This window comes from Morganella psychrotolerans (assembly GCF_001676055.1).
GTDB classification, from domain to species: Bacteria; Pseudomonadota; Gammaproteobacteria; order Enterobacterales; family Enterobacteriaceae; genus Morganella; species Morganella psychrotolerans_B.
The window spans coordinates 263,863-280,200 of record NZ_LZEX01000001.1 but is presented as its reverse complement, the minus strand read 5'-3'; the positions used below and the strand labels follow the sequence as shown (position 1 = coordinate 280,200).

At 45.1% G+C, this 16,338-nt stretch carries 11 protein-coding genes; 8 read left to right on the top strand and 3 right to left on the bottom strand.

All coding sequences use genetic code 11. From position 1 onward, the window contains the following. Positions 1–380: 380 nt before the first annotated feature. Both AYY17_RS01205 and AYY17_RS01200 read left to right on the top strand, forming a co-directional pair. On the top strand, positions 381–899 hold the full coding sequence (locus tag AYY17_RS01205; protein ID WP_235845239.1) for a methylated-DNA--[protein]-cysteine S-methyltransferase: 519 nt from the start codon (positions 381–383) through the stop codon (positions 897–899). Further along, entirely contained in the window at positions 896–1,255 is a 360-nt protein-coding gene (locus AYY17_RS01200; RefSeq protein ID WP_067420623.1) for a DUF488 domain-containing protein, read from the top strand. Before AYY17_RS01205 ends, AYY17_RS01200 begins: the two co-directional genes overlap by 4 nt. A gap of 50 nt (positions 1,256–1,305) precedes the next feature. On the opposite strand, the gene hemB is transcribed toward AYY17_RS01200, so the two are convergent. Next, the gene (hemB, locus tag AYY17_RS01195; RefSeq protein ID WP_067362846.1) at positions 1,306–2,280 is read right to left on the bottom strand and encodes a porphobilinogen synthase; all 975 of its coding nucleotides are present in this window, start codon (positions 2,278–2,280) and stop codon (positions 1,306–1,308) included. Positions 2,281–3,102: 822 nt separating this feature from the next. On the opposite strand from hemB, the gene AYY17_RS01190 reads away from it, so the two are divergent. Together AYY17_RS01190 and AYY17_RS01185 are read left to right on the top strand one after the other, a co-directional pair. Next, on the top strand, positions 3,103–5,835 hold the full coding sequence (locus AYY17_RS01190; RefSeq protein ID WP_067420621.1) for a DUF2339 domain-containing protein: 2,733 nt from the start codon (positions 3,103–3,105) through the stop codon (positions 5,833–5,835). Then, on the top strand, positions 5,832–7,289 hold the full coding sequence (locus tag AYY17_RS01185; protein WP_067420619.1) for a DUF3999 domain-containing protein: 1,458 nt from the start codon (positions 5,832–5,834) through the stop codon (positions 7,287–7,289). Before AYY17_RS01190 ends, AYY17_RS01185 begins: the two co-directional genes overlap by 4 nt. 180 nt (positions 7,290–7,469) lie before the next feature. Here AYY17_RS01185 and AYY17_RS01180 read toward each other — a convergent pair whose 3' ends face one another. Continuing rightward, positions 7,470–7,691 (bottom strand): DUF2594 family protein, encoded by a 222-nt coding sequence (locus tag AYY17_RS01180; RefSeq protein ID WP_067397983.1) that lies wholly within the window; start codon positions 7,689–7,691, stop codon positions 7,470–7,472. Positions 7,692–7,970: 279 nt separating this feature from the next. Between AYY17_RS01180 and AYY17_RS01175 the strand changes: the two genes are divergently transcribed. The 3 genes from AYY17_RS01175 to AYY17_RS01165 all read left to right on the top strand — a co-directional run bounded on the left by AYY17_RS01175 (position 7,971) and on the right by AYY17_RS01165 (position 9,974). Beyond that, the gene (locus AYY17_RS01175; RefSeq protein WP_067420617.1) at positions 7,971–8,837 is read left to right on the top strand and encodes an NAD(P)H-hydrate dehydratase; all 867 of its coding nucleotides are present in this window, start codon (positions 7,971–7,973) and stop codon (positions 8,835–8,837) included. Between the two features lie 85 nt (positions 8,838–8,922). Continuing rightward, positions 8,923–9,351 (top strand): universal stress protein, encoded by a 429-nt coding sequence (locus AYY17_RS01170; protein ID WP_067420615.1) that lies wholly within the window; start codon positions 8,923–8,925, stop codon positions 9,349–9,351. Positions 9,352–9,536: 185 nt separating this feature from the next. Beyond that, positions 9,537–9,974, top strand: coding sequence for a universal stress protein (locus AYY17_RS01165; protein ID WP_067420613.1), 438 nt, complete (start codon positions 9,537–9,539; stop codon positions 9,972–9,974). Between the two features lie 152 nt (positions 9,975–10,126). Here AYY17_RS01165 and AYY17_RS01160 read toward each other — a convergent pair whose 3' ends face one another. Then, the gene (locus AYY17_RS01160) at positions 10,127–11,008 is read right to left on the bottom strand and encodes a LysR family transcriptional regulator (RefSeq protein WP_067420611.1); all 882 of its coding nucleotides are present in this window, start codon (positions 11,006–11,008) and stop codon (positions 10,127–10,129) included. 822 nt (positions 11,009–11,830) lie between these two features. Here AYY17_RS01160 and AYY17_RS01155 point away from each other — a divergent pair. Further along, the gene (locus AYY17_RS01155; RefSeq protein WP_067420610.1) at positions 11,831–16,285 is read left to right on the top strand and encodes a SpvB/TcaC N-terminal domain-containing protein; all 4,455 of its coding nucleotides are present in this window, start codon (positions 11,831–11,833) and stop codon (positions 16,283–16,285) included. Positions 16,286–16,338: the final 53 nt, after the last annotated feature.

Sequence of the window (16,338 nt, the reverse complement as noted above, 5' to 3'; positions counted from 1 at the left end):
TATTGCGTATCAAGCAGCACCGGCAATCGTATCGCTAATTAAAAGAAGCGCGGTACAGAAATTGTCATAACAGCATCAGTAATACGATCGAAAGTTGTTTTTGTAGATTTGATTAATTTAGCCATAACAATTCCTCCATTATTTTAAAAAATAATGTTTAATATTCAGGTGAGTGATATTTATTTCATTATACAAATTGATACAGTCAGGTGAACAATCACGCTGTATCCTTGAGATGCACTTTACTCATTAGTGTGAGTTCAATCAAGTTTTTGCTCAAAAGAAGTTGAACACAATTAAATCAATTTTAACTTAAAAACTGTCCACTTTGTAAAGAAAACAGTACAGCGATAAGGCCATGTTTATCAGCCCGGAGAGTAATGATGATAATTCGTACAAAATTCAATACGCTATTGGGCGATATGTCTGCGGCGGCGACTGAGCAGGGCATCTGTTTTCTGGAATTTCTTGAGGACAACCGGCGGGAAGATACCCTCGCACTGGTCGCCCGGCGTCTGAATCTGCCGGTTATTGACGGGAGCAATACACATCTCATCTTGCTGGAAACACAATTACAGAACTATTTTGCCGGCAAATTACACCGTTTTACGGTACCGCTGGTGTTACCCGGCACACCCTTTCAGCAACAGGTCTGGACGCAATTACAATGTATACCTTTCGGCTGTACGCAGACGTACAGCGGGCTGGCGGAGATATTGTCCTGCCCGCAGGCTGTCAGGGCAGTGGGGCGGGCAAACGGAATGAACCCGGTATCAATACTGGTGCCGTGTCACCGTATCACAGGTAAAAACGGGGAACTGACCGGCTATGCAGGGGGTATTGAGCGTAAAGCCCGGTTGCTGGCACATGAAAAACAGTACAAAGGAGTGGCGGTATGATTTTCTGTAAACGGGTTTATGATGAGGTCACTGAGAGTGATGGTTACCGGGTTCTGGTTGACCGCCTGTGGCCAAGAGGGATCAAAAAAACCGATCTGCATTATGATGAATGGAATAAAGACGTTGCGCCTGAGACAGAGTTGCGCAAGTGGTTTCATACTAATACGGATAAATTCGACGAATTTGAGCGACGTTACCGGCAGGAACTGGAAGACAGACCTCAATCCTGGCAGACGTTAGTGGTAAAAGCGGAGCAGGGTAATCTGACGTTACTGTTTGCGGCAAAAGATAAAGAACATAATCAGGCAAAGGTACTGAAGGCATTTTTGGAAGAAAAACAGATACAATGTGATTAAATCAGTTAAATAAAAAAATCCCGTTTCCGGGATTTTTTTATTGGTATCTGTCAGCTCAGGATCTTGTTTTCAGCCAGGCTCAGTGCAAAGTAACTGAAAATCAAATCAGCACCGGCACGTTTAATTGACCCCAGCGTTTCCAGTACCACGCGCTCTTCATCAATAGCGCCGGCTTGTGCCGCCAGTTTGATCATGGCGTATTCGCCGCTCACCTGATAAGCCGCCAGCGGCAGGTTTGAACGCTCGCGTACATCACGCAGGATATCAAGATAAGCCCCGGCTGGTTTCACCATCAGCATATCCGCACCTTCCTGCTCATCGGTAAGTGATTCACGGATAGCTTCGCGGCGGTTCATCGGATCCATCTGGTAGGTTTTGCGATCGCCTTTCAGACAGGAACCGGCGGCATCCCGGAACGGGCCGTAAAGGGCTGAGGCAAACTTTGTCGAGTAAGATACAATACCGGTATTATGGAAACCGGCGGCATCCAGTGCCAGGCGGATCGCACGGACCTGTCCGTCCTGAGCCGCTGACGGCGCAATAAAATCAGCCCCGGCCTGTGCGGCGATAACAGCCTGTAAGCCCAGGTTATGCAATGTTTCGTCATTATCGACAACACCGTCATGCACCACACCGCAATGGCCGTGGCTGGTATATTCACAGAAACAGGTGTCTGACATCACTACCATTTCAGGCACAGTTTCCTTGCAGATGCGTGACATACGGGCGACGAGCCCGTTTTCTGACCAGGCATCACTGCCGGTGGCATCAAGGTGATGTGACACACCAAACGTCATCACTGATTTGATCCCGGCTTTCGCTATCCGTTCTATCTCATACGCCAGCCGTTTTTCCGGAATGCGCATCACGCCCGGCATACTGGCGATAGCTTTATAGTCATCGGCACCTTCTTCGACAAAAATCGGTAATGCCAGGTCATTGAGACTGAGTGAGGTTTCCCGGAACAGATCACGCATCTGCGGGGTCTGGCGAATTCTTCTCAGACGTTGGATGTCATGTTGCATAACGACAATAGCTCCTTGTTCGCATTGTTCGCAAAAAATAATGCAGCCAGTATATACCCAACGTCATTCGAGATACAGGTAGGCGGTAAGCTCCGCCAACGAACTTGTAGCCTGAATAAATAAGGGTATAAACCTTTCGGTGCCGGATGGGGTATGGAGAGAAAAAAATAAGGCTCCGCGAAGGGAGCCTTGAAAGTAGTATGCGTATATCTTCAGAATATAATACGGGCGATCTTATTCAGCTCTGAGATAAAACGTCTGATATTTTTTATTGCAGGTAACATAATTGCGTTCTTATTATTGCGTTTTTACAATGCGATGCAGTTACTTTAACATCTGATTGATGTATGTCAATCTTCATTGCAAATTAAATTTAACATTTAAACAAAAATTTGATTTTAACCGCCATGGTGTTTATGAATGCAGCTAACAAGCTGGTTCAGAGACGATTACGATAAAATGCGACCACACAGAAGGACGCAGTCACTTTGTCTAATTCTTTTAAGAAGCGGGCAAAAAATCGCATGGCAAATATCCTTGTGTTGTTGTGATCTGTATCTAAAAATTGCACTTTTTTGTGATGGCAGTCAACATTTAAAGTCCGCGAAAATGAATTTTGATTAAAATAAGTGTGAAACAGATGCCGGACTTTATTCAATTGTATTTTCACATCGGATTAACGGCGGATGACAGGATTTTATTGTATTTGTTAAATAACGCATGGCTCAGCGGGATTTTCATCAGCAAAACAGGCAGAATGGCACTTAACTGAAATTAAATGTTATCTGCGCTGTGTACCGGCGGCTGACAAACAGGATAAATATGGATTCATTGCTCATCGGTGGTTTTGTATTGCTGGCCATCATTATCGTTACGCCGTTTATCGCGTATACGGCATTGCGGCGTACAGCTGAACTGAAAGACAAAGTGAGTGACCTGAGTGCAGAAACGGAAGAACTGCGCAGAGCTCTTAAACGTTACCTTGCCGGTGAACAGGTGCCGGAAACTGAAATTGAAACAGTTGCTGTCCGGGCTGAACCCGCGCCTGCGCCGTATTCAATGCAGGCGGTGACAGAGAAAGCGCCGCCGTTTGCAACCCCTGTACCGGTTGCGACTCCTGCACCGGTTACCATAACAAAAACAGCGGAGCCGGTTAATCGTCCGCCTGTTTATGACGGAAATACCGGTGATATTCAGGAGCGGAATAATCCCGCTGCAACTATTATACAGTGGTTGCTCAACGGCAATGTGCTGGCAAAAGTCGGTATTCTGCTGCTGTTTGTCGGTCTCTCCTATTTACTGAAATTCAGTATTGAAAACAATATGCTGACGCCGGAATTCCGGCTGATCGGTGCGGGAACGCTGTCTGTTGTGCTGTTTATCGCCGCCTGGCGTGTGCGCGATAAAAACCGGTTGTACAGCCTGATAGTTCAGGGCGGCAGCCTGGGTGCTTTCTATATCACCATTTTTGCAGCCTATAAATTGTATCAGTTCCTGCCGCCTGTTTTTGCTCTGTTGCTGATGGTGATTATCTGCATGGCATCGGTCTTTTTTGCCGTGGTGCAGCGGGCAGTCAGTCTGGCGGTTCTTGCTGTGATTGGCGGTTATGCCGCCCCGGTCTTGCTTTCAACCGGCAGCGGAAACTATATCGCGTTGTTCTCTTATTACCTGATGCTCTCCGTATCCATTCTGGTGATGAATCACTGGCAGGGCTGGCGGTTACTCAATATTATCGGCTTTGCATTTACCTTTGTTATCGGGGTGCTCTGGGGGGTAAATAATTACCAGCCGGAATACTATCTGAGCTGCCAGATTTTTATTATTCTGAACCTGATCCTGTATGGTCTGATGACCCAGCAGTATGCCCGGCTCCATATGCAGACTGACGGGGACCGCAAACAACTGACAGTAGATTCTGTTTTACTGTTTGCGCCACCGATCCTGGCATTTTCGCTGCAATACGCGATTACACTGCCATTTTACCTCGGAACGGCTATCTCCTCGCTGAGCTTTGGTCTGATCTATATGGTGCTGACGGTTATCAGTCTGCGTCGTTTCAGAGAGCCCGGTCACAGGCTCTCACTCGGTTTTTTACTGCTCAGCACCGGGTTTATTTCTCTTGCCGTTCCGCTGGCCTTATCGGCACAGTGGACGTCAGTTGTCTGGACCATTGAAGGACTGGCAATTTTGTGGTTTGCCTGCCTGCAAAAACAGCGGGTTTCTGTCCTGAGCGGGACAGGGCTGGTTTTATTTGGTTTTGCATCTCTTCTGTACAGTATGGATTTCATTTACTGGTCACAGCAAAGTATGTGGATGTACATCTTTCAGTGGGCGGGATTGCTGACAGCGGGTGCGCTGCATCATCATTACCGGTTACTTTCCGTCAGTAAATCCGTTTCGGCTCTTTTACTTGTTCTGGCAATGATAGTCTGGGGATTGTGGTTATGGATGCTGCCGTGGCTGTCACCGGCGGGGAATTTCCTGTCGTCGCAGGAACATCTGCTGACCGGTCTGGTTATCTCGGTCTGGTGCTGGTATTTCCTTGCCCGCCGTGTGCAGTGGACTCAACTGTATTACTGCATCGGCTTCCTGTGGTCACTCAGTCTTCTGGCCATCATCGGTGACATCAGCATCGGTAATCACCCTTTGGGCTCTGTGTACGGCAGTTCTATCTGGTTGCTGATTATTGCGAGTATGGTGACCTTTATCCGCCTCCTGCCGGACAATGTTCCGAAGATTGTCCGTAATCTGATGCACGGTGCGACCCTGTGGACGCTGATCGGTCTGCTGCTGGCAGAAGTATTGTGGGTAGACAACCGCCTGCCGTGGGGTATGGATGAATGGATCTATTTTATTAATCTGTTGGCAATCTGCGGCATCATTTTTACGCTTTATATATTGCAGCACCTTCCGCTGCCACCGATGGACAAACATGCCGGGCTTTACTGGCAGTGCCTGTATCCGCTTGTGGTCATACTTGTCATTATGCTTATCAGCGGGAATATTCAGGATGGTCAGTTATCCCTCTGGACATATATTCCGCTGCTTAATCCGCTGGATGAGGCCGGATTATTCGGCATTGCCGCATTATGGAGTCTGCGCAATGCGCTTATCCGTACACGACCGAAAGTCCGTTACCGGGCAGATATTGTCCGCTGGCTGGGCTTTACTGTTATTGCGCTGGGTATCTGGTGGGCTAACGGGATACTTATACGTGCGCTGGCGTTTGTTGATGGTACGGCATGGACATCACAAGCGCTGATTCAGTCCCGGTTTATTCAGACCACACTGGCGATTATCTGGGCGCTGACCGCCGTGATCCTGATGATAAGCGCAACCCGTTACCATAAACGTTACTTGTGGCTGGCGGGAGCGGTTACGCTGACGGTGGTGATAATTAAGCTTTTTGTCATTGATATGAACCAGAGCAGCGGGCTTGCCCGTGCAATCGCGTTTATCGGTGTTGCGCTGCTTATCCTGGTTGTGGGGTATTTCTCCCCGTTACCGCCGAAAGTGGCGACTGGCAAGTATAACAATAAGGAACAGAACGGATGAATTCAGGGAATAATGCAATAAATCATCGCGGATGGCGCTGCGGTCTGATGATCCTGACTGCATTTCTGGCATCAGTGACATCACTTTCCCGGGCAGAAACACCGGCGCAGGCATTGACCCTGAATGATTTTAATCAGGGCGCTGAACTGGTTTTGCAGGGCGGCAATGCACCATTCTACCGGCTGACCGTGCCGGAGAATGTTTATCTGAACAGTGCCCGGCCGGATCTGCGGGATATCCGTGTGTTTGATAACACCGGTCATTCTGTTCCGCTGGCACTGACATCAGCAAAGCAGACAACCGACGAAACGATCAGAGTCCGGTTTATTATTTACCCGCTCTCACAGACCCGCGCGCAGGGAAGTGATGACGACCGTAAAATCCGCCTGAAAGCGGATAACGGCACAGAACTGACGATTTACAATGACAATGCAGGGACTTTGCTGCGTCCGGCAACGGCGACGTATCTTCTGGTGCCGGACAATCATCAGCCGCTGGTACTGCCGCTGCGTGAGGTCAGTCTGACCTGGCCGGCGCAGTCCGGTAATATGCAGGCAAAAGCGACCCTCTACCGCAGTGATGATAAACAAAACTGGTCACCGGTAGCCCGTGATATTCCGCTGATGGATCTGACATCCGGCACAGATACCTTATTGGCTCAGCAAATAATGGTTCCGTCATCTGTCAGTGCATCAGAAAGAAAAGCGCCGTACTGGCTGCTCTCGGTTACCGGGGATAACGGGCAGACACCGCCGCTTATTACAAAAGCAGAAGGGACCGGGTTACAGACAGTTGAGCGCCGGGATGTGAATCGTTTTGTTTTTGAGCATAATGCAGAGCCGGACGGTGCGGTGATTTACAGTTTGCCGAATAGTCAGTATCTGAACCGGCTGGAGATTACTATTGCACAGCAAAATACCGTGCTTCCGGTGCGGATTGAGTACCGGACAGAAACAGACGGCAAGTGGCTACCGCTGGCAAATCAGGTGCTGTTTTCGCTGGAGGATAATGGCATGGAAAGTCACAATGCCAATATTGTGCTCAATAATCAGCCTGTCCGGCAGTTACGTCTGGCCGCAATTAACAGCAGTTGGCGTGATCAGCCGCCGAAGGTGACAGGTATAAAATACGCGCAATATCTGACCTTTAATGCACAGGGAACCGCGCCGTATCTTCTGGCGTGGGGCGCTTATAATGCGGAACCGGTATTTATGCCGCTTTCACAGATGCTGCCGGAAAATACCCTGAAAAACCAGACAGAGTTGCCGTCAGCCACGGTATCAGACCAGGTCAGAACGCTGGGAGGAGAAGACAAACTCCGTCCGGCCCCTCCGGCGGCACCCCCGTTTGCCTGGAAAACCTGGCTGTTATGGGGCGTACTGGTGGCGGGTGTTGCCGTGCTCGGGTTATTTGCCGTCAGGTTACTGAAAGAGATTAAACCCTCGCAGATGTAACCATTGGCGCAGATCAGAAAATAAAAAAATCCGCACGTTGCATAACAGCGTGCGGAATAAATAAAAAAATAAAAGGAAGGGTATTTAGTACAGGAAACTTATGGTAACAAGAATACCTCTTCCTCTCTTTAGCGATTCGTTGCATTACGAATGAATCGCATTTATTGCCAGGCGGCAGAATTATTTCCGGTAGACCGTTTTAATCTGATCGATAGTATTTTTAAACGTCTCAGATAAGTGTTCATCATCAATCTCACTGATCTGACGTTCCATATTAACAATAATCCGGCCGGCATCAGCCTGACCAACTGCTTTCAGTAAATATGTTACCAGCGCCTTTAAACAAGTGACTTCCGCTGCCAATGTTTCAATTTCGTTTTCAGTTTTAAATGCGTTGTTCATGGTTAACCTCAACCGTTTTATTTTATCTGTCCCGATATATCAGCGGCAAAGAATACCAGAAATGACCGTTAGTACCCTAGTTTCTTTTTCATCGACTCATTATGATGATGAATATACCCAACGTCATTCAGATTGCAGGAAGGCGGCAAGCTCCGACAGACGGGGAGCATATATCAGTATGTGACCCGGCGGGCTGAGCGTAGCCAACACACCTGCAGTTTGAATGAATAAGGGTATATGCATAAATAACGATCCGTGCCAGGCTATAGGGTTAATAATATGAACCGCATTGATATCAATACGATAACCAGCCATTACCCGGTGCTGAAAACAGCGCGTGCTGCAGACAGTCATAAAGGCACATTTGGCACGCTGAGTATTACCGGCGGTGCGCAGGGCATGAGTGGTGCCATTATTCTGGCGGGATGTGCTGCGCTGAAAAGTGGTTGCGGCAAAGTTATTCTTTGTTTTAATCAGCCACAATTACCATTACCGTTTATTGAAAATGCACCGGAACTGATGCTGAGAACAGCAGGCGACCCGGCAGACGTTCCGCCAGTCACTGCAATGGTGACAGGCCCCGGTCTGGGGCTAAATACACAAAGCTGTCAACTGGCACAGGATGCATTTTTGGTAACAGATAAGCCTCTGGTGCTGGATGCGGACGCGCTGACTATCCTGGCCGGGCTTCCCGGCACAACGCTGCATGACAACTGTGTGATAACCCCGCACCCGCAGGAAGCAGCCCGCCTTTTACATACAACGGTGACTGATATTCAGGCAGACCGCGCGACAGCGGCACAGGTACTCGCATCACAATACCGCTGCTGGGTGGTTCTGAAAGGGCACCGCAGCCTTGTGGCATCTCCGGATGGCGCATTATGGTGTAATTACAGCGGTAACAGCGGATTAGCCACAGCGGGCAGCGGCGATGTGTTGTCAGGGATTATCGCCAGCCTGCTGGCACAACAATTACCTGTGCAGGAAGCTGTTTGCGGCGGAGTCTGGCTTCATGGCGCGGCAGCCGATGAGTGTGTGGCAGCCGGAATGGGTCCGGTCGGATTAACTGCTCATGAAATCATTGATTATGTCAGGCTCATCCGTAACCGGTTAATTTTTCAGGCTGAGATAATCACTGACAAATAAGAGGTAACGGTATCAATCTCACAGATATTTTCAGTGAAATTTATTATAGTGACGACATATCGCATGACCCGTATCAGGAGGCAGTATGTATAATATAATTTTAGTTCCGGTTGATATCTCTGAAGAAGAATTAACCAGTAAAGCTGTCAACCATGCCCTTTATCTGGCAAAAGAAACAGGAGCGAAGCTTCATATTGTCCATGTCCTGCCTATTTCATCCGCAATTATTAATGCGTATGCCCTGGGTTATATGGAAATAAAAGATAAAGCGACGATTAAAGCGGAAGAAGATATACGCATGCTGATGGATTCAATTGATCTGCCGGCAGATCGTCTGGCATATACGATTACCTTCGGCTCACCAAGGGATGAAATTATTCAGGCTGCTGAAGAGGTAAATGCCGATCTTATTGTTATCGGCTCCCGCCGTCCGAATATATCCACCCATTTATTAGGCTCAACCGCCGGTGGTGTGGTTCGTTACGCCCCGGTTTCTGTCATGGTTGTCCGCTGATATCACTATTTGCTGATATCGTTATCCGGTGATAAGTACATTATCACCGGATATGTTTTCCCCGCTTATTAAGTACTAACCTCAAATAAAATTTGTTTATCAAAAACAGGATAGCGAACACAGCTATTTGCCTAATGCTGCCTATACTTAAGTCAGATGCACATTAATCAATAATGAGGGATAGTATGTATAAAATGATATTAGTTCCTATTGATGTGACAGAAGATGTATTGACCAGTAACGGACTTAAACATGCGGTATATCTGGCAAAAATGTCGCAGGCAAAGCTGATGTTATTTCATTCTGTGCCTGATATTTCTAAATTTTCAATAAGTTATAATTATCATTATGAACTTTTGAGTTCATTTGCAGATAAAGCCGTTGAGCGTTCAAAAGAAGAATTAAAAGTAATTGCCGCAAAAATTGATTTGCCTGCGGAGCAGGTGCGTTATTTTGTTGATTACGGTACACCACGGGATAAAGTCCTTGCGAAAGCAAAAGAGATAAATGCCGACCTTATTGTTATTGGTTCCCGCCATCCGAGCATTTCCACCCATTTGCTTGGCTCTACCGCATCAGGAATTGTGGCGCATGCGCCGATTTCGGTGTTGGTTGTTCGCTGACTGTATCTGAAATATGACATTAAAAAATGTTAGTTCACGAGCGAATGCCGGTCAGTTAAACAGCTGACCGGCTGTTTTTTCGCCGGAGCATCTTCACTTTTCCCATCGTACTTAACAGTAAAATTTATTATTGTGAATGAATTGGTCTGATATCAATTATTCAATTCGCTTATTTTTAATATAAGCTCAGTAATTATATTGTTGCAGTTTCTCCTGAAGTAAACCTGCCGGTTAATTATCATATTACAGGGTAAAGTAAGCGGAATAAAACTACAGTTTTTATTTTTCATGTCAGCAATGAAAGCTTTATTTTCAGCAATGAGACTGTAACCGAGGGCGGAAGAAATAAATTCAGATATATCACTTGCCTCTGATACACAAATACTATTACAACAACAATTATTTTTTTTAAATTTATTTAGGAATTCATTAAAAACACTCCCGTTAATTTCATATTTTCTTTGAATGATTCGTTCATTTTCAATTAATGATTGAAGGGAGTTATATTTAGATAATAAGTCATTATGAATGATCAGTCCGATGCTTTCAGAGGGAAGGTTGATACATTTAATCTTGCTGTTATTTTTTATACCGGCAGAAGATATGACTATGTCCGTGTCGTTAAGAATAATTTCCTTTTCAATGTCAAGGAATTTTTCTGATGTTAATGACAAGCTGAGATTATTTTTTCCCTTACAGAATGAAATTATTTTCTCTCTTAACGGAGTGTAATAGAGTTCGTCAATCTTTATATTAATAGATAATTTGTTATTTTTGTGTTCATATAATTTATCTTTTATCTCTGTCATTTTTATATAATGAGGTAGAAGTTGTTCATAAAGATGTGTCCCGGCAATTGTTAGTGATGTTTTTTGACCTGTCCGCTTAATTAATGAAATACCTGTTTTACACTCAAGCTCACGGATGCCATGGCTGAGCGCAGAAGGTGTCAGATTAAGCTGCGCAGCGGCCTCTGCTAAACTGGCATTTTCAGCAATGGCAAAGAATTGAGTTAGTTGTCTTGAAAAAAACATAAGTATAACCTACGTAAAAATATCGATTAAAGGGTATGTTTATAATCCTGTCACGAAACTGATAATTAAGGACTATACACTTAATTTAACTATTGCTTTAACAAAAAAAAGTAAAATTTTGATATGGTATACATAATAAATTAATTTTATATTTTTACGATGAATACATTTCTCGGAATGATAAATATTATCTATGTTATTTTTTTTTCAGGTGTAAAAGTAGTAAATGATAATTGTTGTGCTGATAGTGGCATGAAGTCTGATTATTACCGGAGGGTTAAAAAAAAATTCATGGAAGCATGAAAAGAAATATCTGGCATCAGGGATGTCCTTAGAGTAATTATTAATAAAATATAGACGGTGATTCATAATATTATAATTCACGATGCGAGGATGAGTATGGCAGTATTGTCAGCTCAGTTCCTGATAGGGTTAAACGGAGAATAAATTATGCAGAGAGTATCAATAACATTGAAAAATAAGCAGTAATGGTGGAAATAGCATCCGGATGCTATGTGATTTAATACCATGAATGGTTTTTATTATTTCATTAATATAATATATGAATTCAGTGATCAAGGTAAAATAGAACATAAAAATAACCTTTTAAAAATCAAATGGTTTGTCTGCTTATATAAAAATGAAGTGATTTCTTGAGTTTGATTTATTTATTCTTAAATCACAATTAGATTCTATTTTTGATAACCCTCCGTTGGGTGGAAAGGAATGTAAAGATGATGCTACCAGCATCGACACCATTTATTGATCGCGCTTAATGAACCATCTCCGGCCTGTATGTGGGCCGCTGTAAGGAAACCGAAAATGAATAATACAGAACAGATGAGAATTGAAACGCCGTCACTGCCGAAAGGAGGCGGCGCGATTACCGGAATGACCGGCGGACCGGGAAATATCGGGCCGGATGGTGCAGCGACCTTTTCTGTTCCGCTGCCGGTCAGCCACGGGCGGGGTTATTTCCCTGAACCGGTACTGAATTACAATAGCCGGAATGGCAATGATATCTTCGGCCTTGGCTGGACGGTCAGTATGGCAGCCGTCAGCCGCAGAGTAGCGAAAGGTGTTCCCCGCTACAATAATGAAGATGAATTTACCGGCCCGGATAATGAGGTCATTGTTCCTGTTTTGGGGGGTGACGGCAACCCGGTGTCATCCCTGAAAAGCAAATTGTTTGATACCGTCCTGAAAACGAAATACAGGGTAACTGAGTATCGTTCCCGGCTGGAAACCACATCTGACCGGCTGCAATACTGGCAGGCGGAAAGCGAAGTAGCGGGGTGTCCGCCTGAATTTTGGGTAATATTTGCCGCAGACGGGCAGGCACATCTGTTCGGGTATGAGGATTCGGCCCGCCTATATAAGCCGGATAACCCGCAGTACATTGCCCGCTGGTTAATTAATGCTTCGGTATCCCCGCAGGGAGAGCAGATTTATTATCGTTACCGTAATGAAAATGAAGATAATTGTCCTGAAGATGAAAAAAACGCTCATCCGGAACAATCATACCGCTATCCTGAAAAAATTTATTATGGCAATAAAAAGAGCGGGCGAAACTTTCCTTGTGTGAATAATAACGCTGATGATAACCAGTGGCTGTTTTTCCTGGTATTTGATTATGGTCAGCGCAGCTGTACGCTGGCAGATATCCCCGGCTGGCAAATTCCGACCGGGAATCGGTGGTCACTGCGTCAGGATATATTTTCCTCTTATGAATACGGATTTGACATCCGTATCCGGCGCCTGTGCCGTCAGGTTCTGCTTTTTCACCGCGTTGCTGATTTGGCAAATGACACCGATCAAGGCCGCGACCCGGAGCTTGTATCGCGCCTTGTTCTGACCTATGACGAATCCCCTGTTATCACAACGCTGGTTGCTGTACGCCGATCCGGCTTTAATGACCCGGCGGATAAAAACGGGATAACCGTATTACCACCGCTTGAATTTAACTGGACAAAGCCGGAAAAATGGTCAGAACATCAATGGGAAACATTGGATCATATCGGGAAACTCAATTCTCATCAGCCCTATCAGTTTCTGGATTTATGGGGCGAGGGCAGTAAAGGCATATTGTATAAGAATCGCGGGGCATGGTGGTACCGTTCCCCCGTCAGAAATAAAAACAGCAGTGATATTAATGCTATTACCTGGAGCAAACCGCAACTTTTACCCGACATTCCTGCATTGGATAAACACACTCTGCTGATTGATCTGAACGGTGACGGTCGCCTGGAATGGGTCGTTATTCATCAGGGGACAAAGGGTTATTATCCGCAGGACAAAGATAATGCGGAACAATGGCTGCGTTTCTCTTCTCTCAGCGGTTTACCGACAGAATTTCATTATCCTGCAGCTCAATTAATTGATTTGACCGGTAAAGGGTTGAGTGACTTAGTGGTTGTCGGCCCGAAAAGTGTCCGGCTGTATCCGTCAGACAGTAAAGGCTGGAAGGCCGGCACAATCTTTAAGCAGCCTGACGATGTAACATTGCCGATTTTCGGGAGAGATGAACGTTCTTTTACCGGATTCAGTGATTTACCGGGTTCCGGTCAGCAGCATCTGGTCCGGATTAATATGGATGGTGTTTATTATTGGCCGAATAAAGGTAATGGCTATTTTGGTCACCCTGTTTATATTCCCGGTTTTATTCCGGGAGAGGATTTTGACCCTGCAAACCTTTATCTGGCGGATATTGACGGTAACGGTTCGGCAAGTATTATTTATGCGCATTCGGATCACCTTGATATTTATATCAATCAGAGCGGTAATCGTTTTTCTGAGCCGGTTAAATTACCGTTACCCGAAGGTGTCCGCTATGACCATACCTGTGAACTGCAATTTGCTGATGTTCAGGGAAACGGCGTGGATTGTATGATCCTGACCAGGCCGCTGCCGGAGCTGCGTCATTGGTTGTTTGAGTTCTCAACCAAAAAACCGTGGCTCCTCAGTGAAATAAATAACAACATGGGCGTAAATTACACGCTGAGTTACCGGAGTTCGGCGCAACTGTGGCTGGACGAAAAAGCAACGCCAAATCATGAGAATACGCCGGTCTGTTATCTTCCTTTCCCGGTTCACTGTGTATGGCAAATGGAAACCAAAGATGAAATTACCGGCAATACGCTGACCAGCACTGTGCGTTACCGTCATGGTGCATGGGATGGCGCTGAGCGGGAATTCCGGGGTTTTGGCTATGTCGAAATAACGGATTCTCTGCTGACGGAAAATGAAGAAGGTAAACCGGAAACAGCGATGCCAAAACAAACCCGCAGCTGGTTTGCGACAGGCATTGAATCACTGGACAAACGGTTTCCTGATGAATACTGGAATAAAGATAAAGCCGCATTTCCCGGCTTTACACCCAGATTTACGCAAAATTATGGTGATAATGAAACCGAATGTGAGGAAGAGAGTAAAGAAGCGGCGAATTATTGGCTGCGTCGCGGATTAAAGGGACAATTACTCAGGCAGGAAGTTTACGGTCTTGATAAATCCGAATTATCAGCAGTTCCTTATGAGGTCACTGAGCAGAGGATTGCTGTTCGTCTGATTGAAAAACGGGGCGGTTATCCGGTGGTGTATCCGTCGGTTATTGAACATCGCAGCTATCTGTATGAACGGTTTATGATTGATCCTAAATGCACACAAACGGTGATCCTGCGTAGTGATCAGTATGGTTCGCCACTGAAACAGGTCAGTATCAGTTACCCGCGGCGGCCACAGGGGAGTGTTAATCCTTACCTGGTTCTAGACAGCCTGCCGGAAAGTACATGGCAGAGTAGTTATGATACACAGCAAAAGAAACTGCATTTTGTATTACAGCAAAACAGTTATTACGATTTTGATAAAACAGAAAACGGTACCTGGCAACTGGCGATAGCGAATACACAGCGCCGGGATTTGGCTGAATTTGACGGAAACAGTCTGCCGCAGGATGGCTATTCACTGGAGAGTTTATTACAGAGAGACAGCCTGATTAACAAGAAGGATAAGTTTATATTTTCCGGGCAAACCCGTGTGGCATATCTGAATAATACCGGAGATAGCGGATTATTTTCACCTGATTTTCCTGTTAGGGTGGCTTATACGGAAAACACAGAATTTGATGAAAATCATCTTAAAGAAATGGAACGTTGTTTCCCGGAAAAAAATATAGCGGATTTATTATCATCCGGTGGATACAAGAAAACAGAGTATGCATTTCCGGCAGAAAATGAGAAAGAAAAAATCATCTATGCAGCACAACGGGACATGACGAAATACGGAGCTCAGGAACAATTTTATAAACCGGTGTCTTACCGCGAGGTAAACCTGACTGCGTATAATACATGGAAGTGGGACAGATATTCTTGCATGATTACTGAATATACTGACTCAGCTAAAGGAATAACCAGACCTGAATATAATGTTAAATACCTTTCTCCCGTTAAAATAACTGACGTTAATAATAATATATCCACTGTGACGCATAACGGAACAGGGCAGGTTATCAGCATCCGGTTTTCCGGTACAGAGCAGGGGAAGAACACCGGTTATTCTGATGCTGTATTAACGATGCCTGATTCTGTAACTGATGCACTTAATCTGACAACTCGTTTACCGGTGTCTGAGTTATTTTTATATGATTCAAACAGCTGGATGCTAAAAATCTCCCCTGAATTTATGACACCGGAATATAATGATATTATATCAAGGCTGAAAGATGATCATATCATTACTGAAGATGGTTATTTCAGTGCATTTTCCCGTGAACGTATTTCTGAAGAAAACGGCTGCTTAATAAAAGCAGTGATGATACCGGATGAAAACAGATTGCCGCCACATATATTACAGCTGCAGACTGACCGTTATGATAATGACAACGCACAACAAATACGGCAGAAAGTGACTTTTTTTGATGGACTTTCCCGTCAGTTGCAAATATCTGCCAGAGTAACAGCTGGTAATACTACTATAAGAAATGAAAAAAATGAGTGCTCTCTGAAAATAAATGATTCCGGTTTTCGCTGGGCGGTAACGGGCCGTAAAGAGTATAATAATAAAGGTTATGTTATTCGTGAGTATCAGCCTTATTTTATAAATGATTGGCGATATATCCGTAATTATGTCGTGCAAAAAAAACAGTGGTCAGATACCTATTATTATGATCCGCTGGGACGCCTTATCAGCGTTGTGACTGCAAAAGGTTATCTGCGCAATAATATATATACACCCTGGTTTACTGTACAGGAGGATGAAAATGACACAGTGCAATCATCGTAAAAATATTTACGATAACAATATCATATTCTTATAAACTATTTTATATGGCATTG

Bases quoted from the DNA above. Each gene is read 5' to 3' on its own strand.
- AYY17_RS01205 (WP_235845239.1), top strand. From the start codon at position 381: ATGATGATAATTCGTACAAAATTCAATACGCTATTGGGCGATATGTCT.
- AYY17_RS01200 (WP_067420623.1), top strand. From the start codon at position 896: ATGATTTTCTGTAAACGGGTTTATGATGAGGTCACTGAGAGTGATGGT.
- hemB (WP_067362846.1), bottom strand. From the start codon at position 2,280: ATGCAACATGACATCCAACGTCTGAGAAGAATTCGCCAGACCCCGCAG.
- AYY17_RS01190 (WP_067420621.1), top strand. From the start codon at position 3,103: ATGGATTCATTGCTCATCGGTGGTTTTGTATTGCTGGCCATCATTATC.
- AYY17_RS01185 (WP_067420619.1), top strand. From the start codon at position 5,832: ATGAATTCAGGGAATAATGCAATAAATCATCGCGGATGGCGCTGCGGT.
- AYY17_RS01180 (WP_067397983.1), bottom strand. From the start codon at position 7,691: ATGAACAACGCATTTAAAACTGAAAACGAAATTGAAACATTGGCAGCG.
- AYY17_RS01175 (WP_067420617.1), top strand. From the start codon at position 7,971: ATGAACCGCATTGATATCAATACGATAACCAGCCATTACCCGGTGCTG.
- AYY17_RS01170 (WP_067420615.1), top strand. From the start codon at position 8,923: ATGTATAATATAATTTTAGTTCCGGTTGATATCTCTGAAGAAGAATTA.
- AYY17_RS01165 (WP_067420613.1), top strand. From the start codon at position 9,537: ATGTATAAAATGATATTAGTTCCTATTGATGTGACAGAAGATGTATTG.
- AYY17_RS01160 (WP_067420611.1), bottom strand. From the start codon at position 11,008: ATGTTTTTTTCAAGACAACTAACTCAATTCTTTGCCATTGCTGAAAAT.
- AYY17_RS01155 (WP_067420610.1), top strand. From the start codon at position 11,831: ATGAATAATACAGAACAGATGAGAATTGAAACGCCGTCACTGCCGAAA.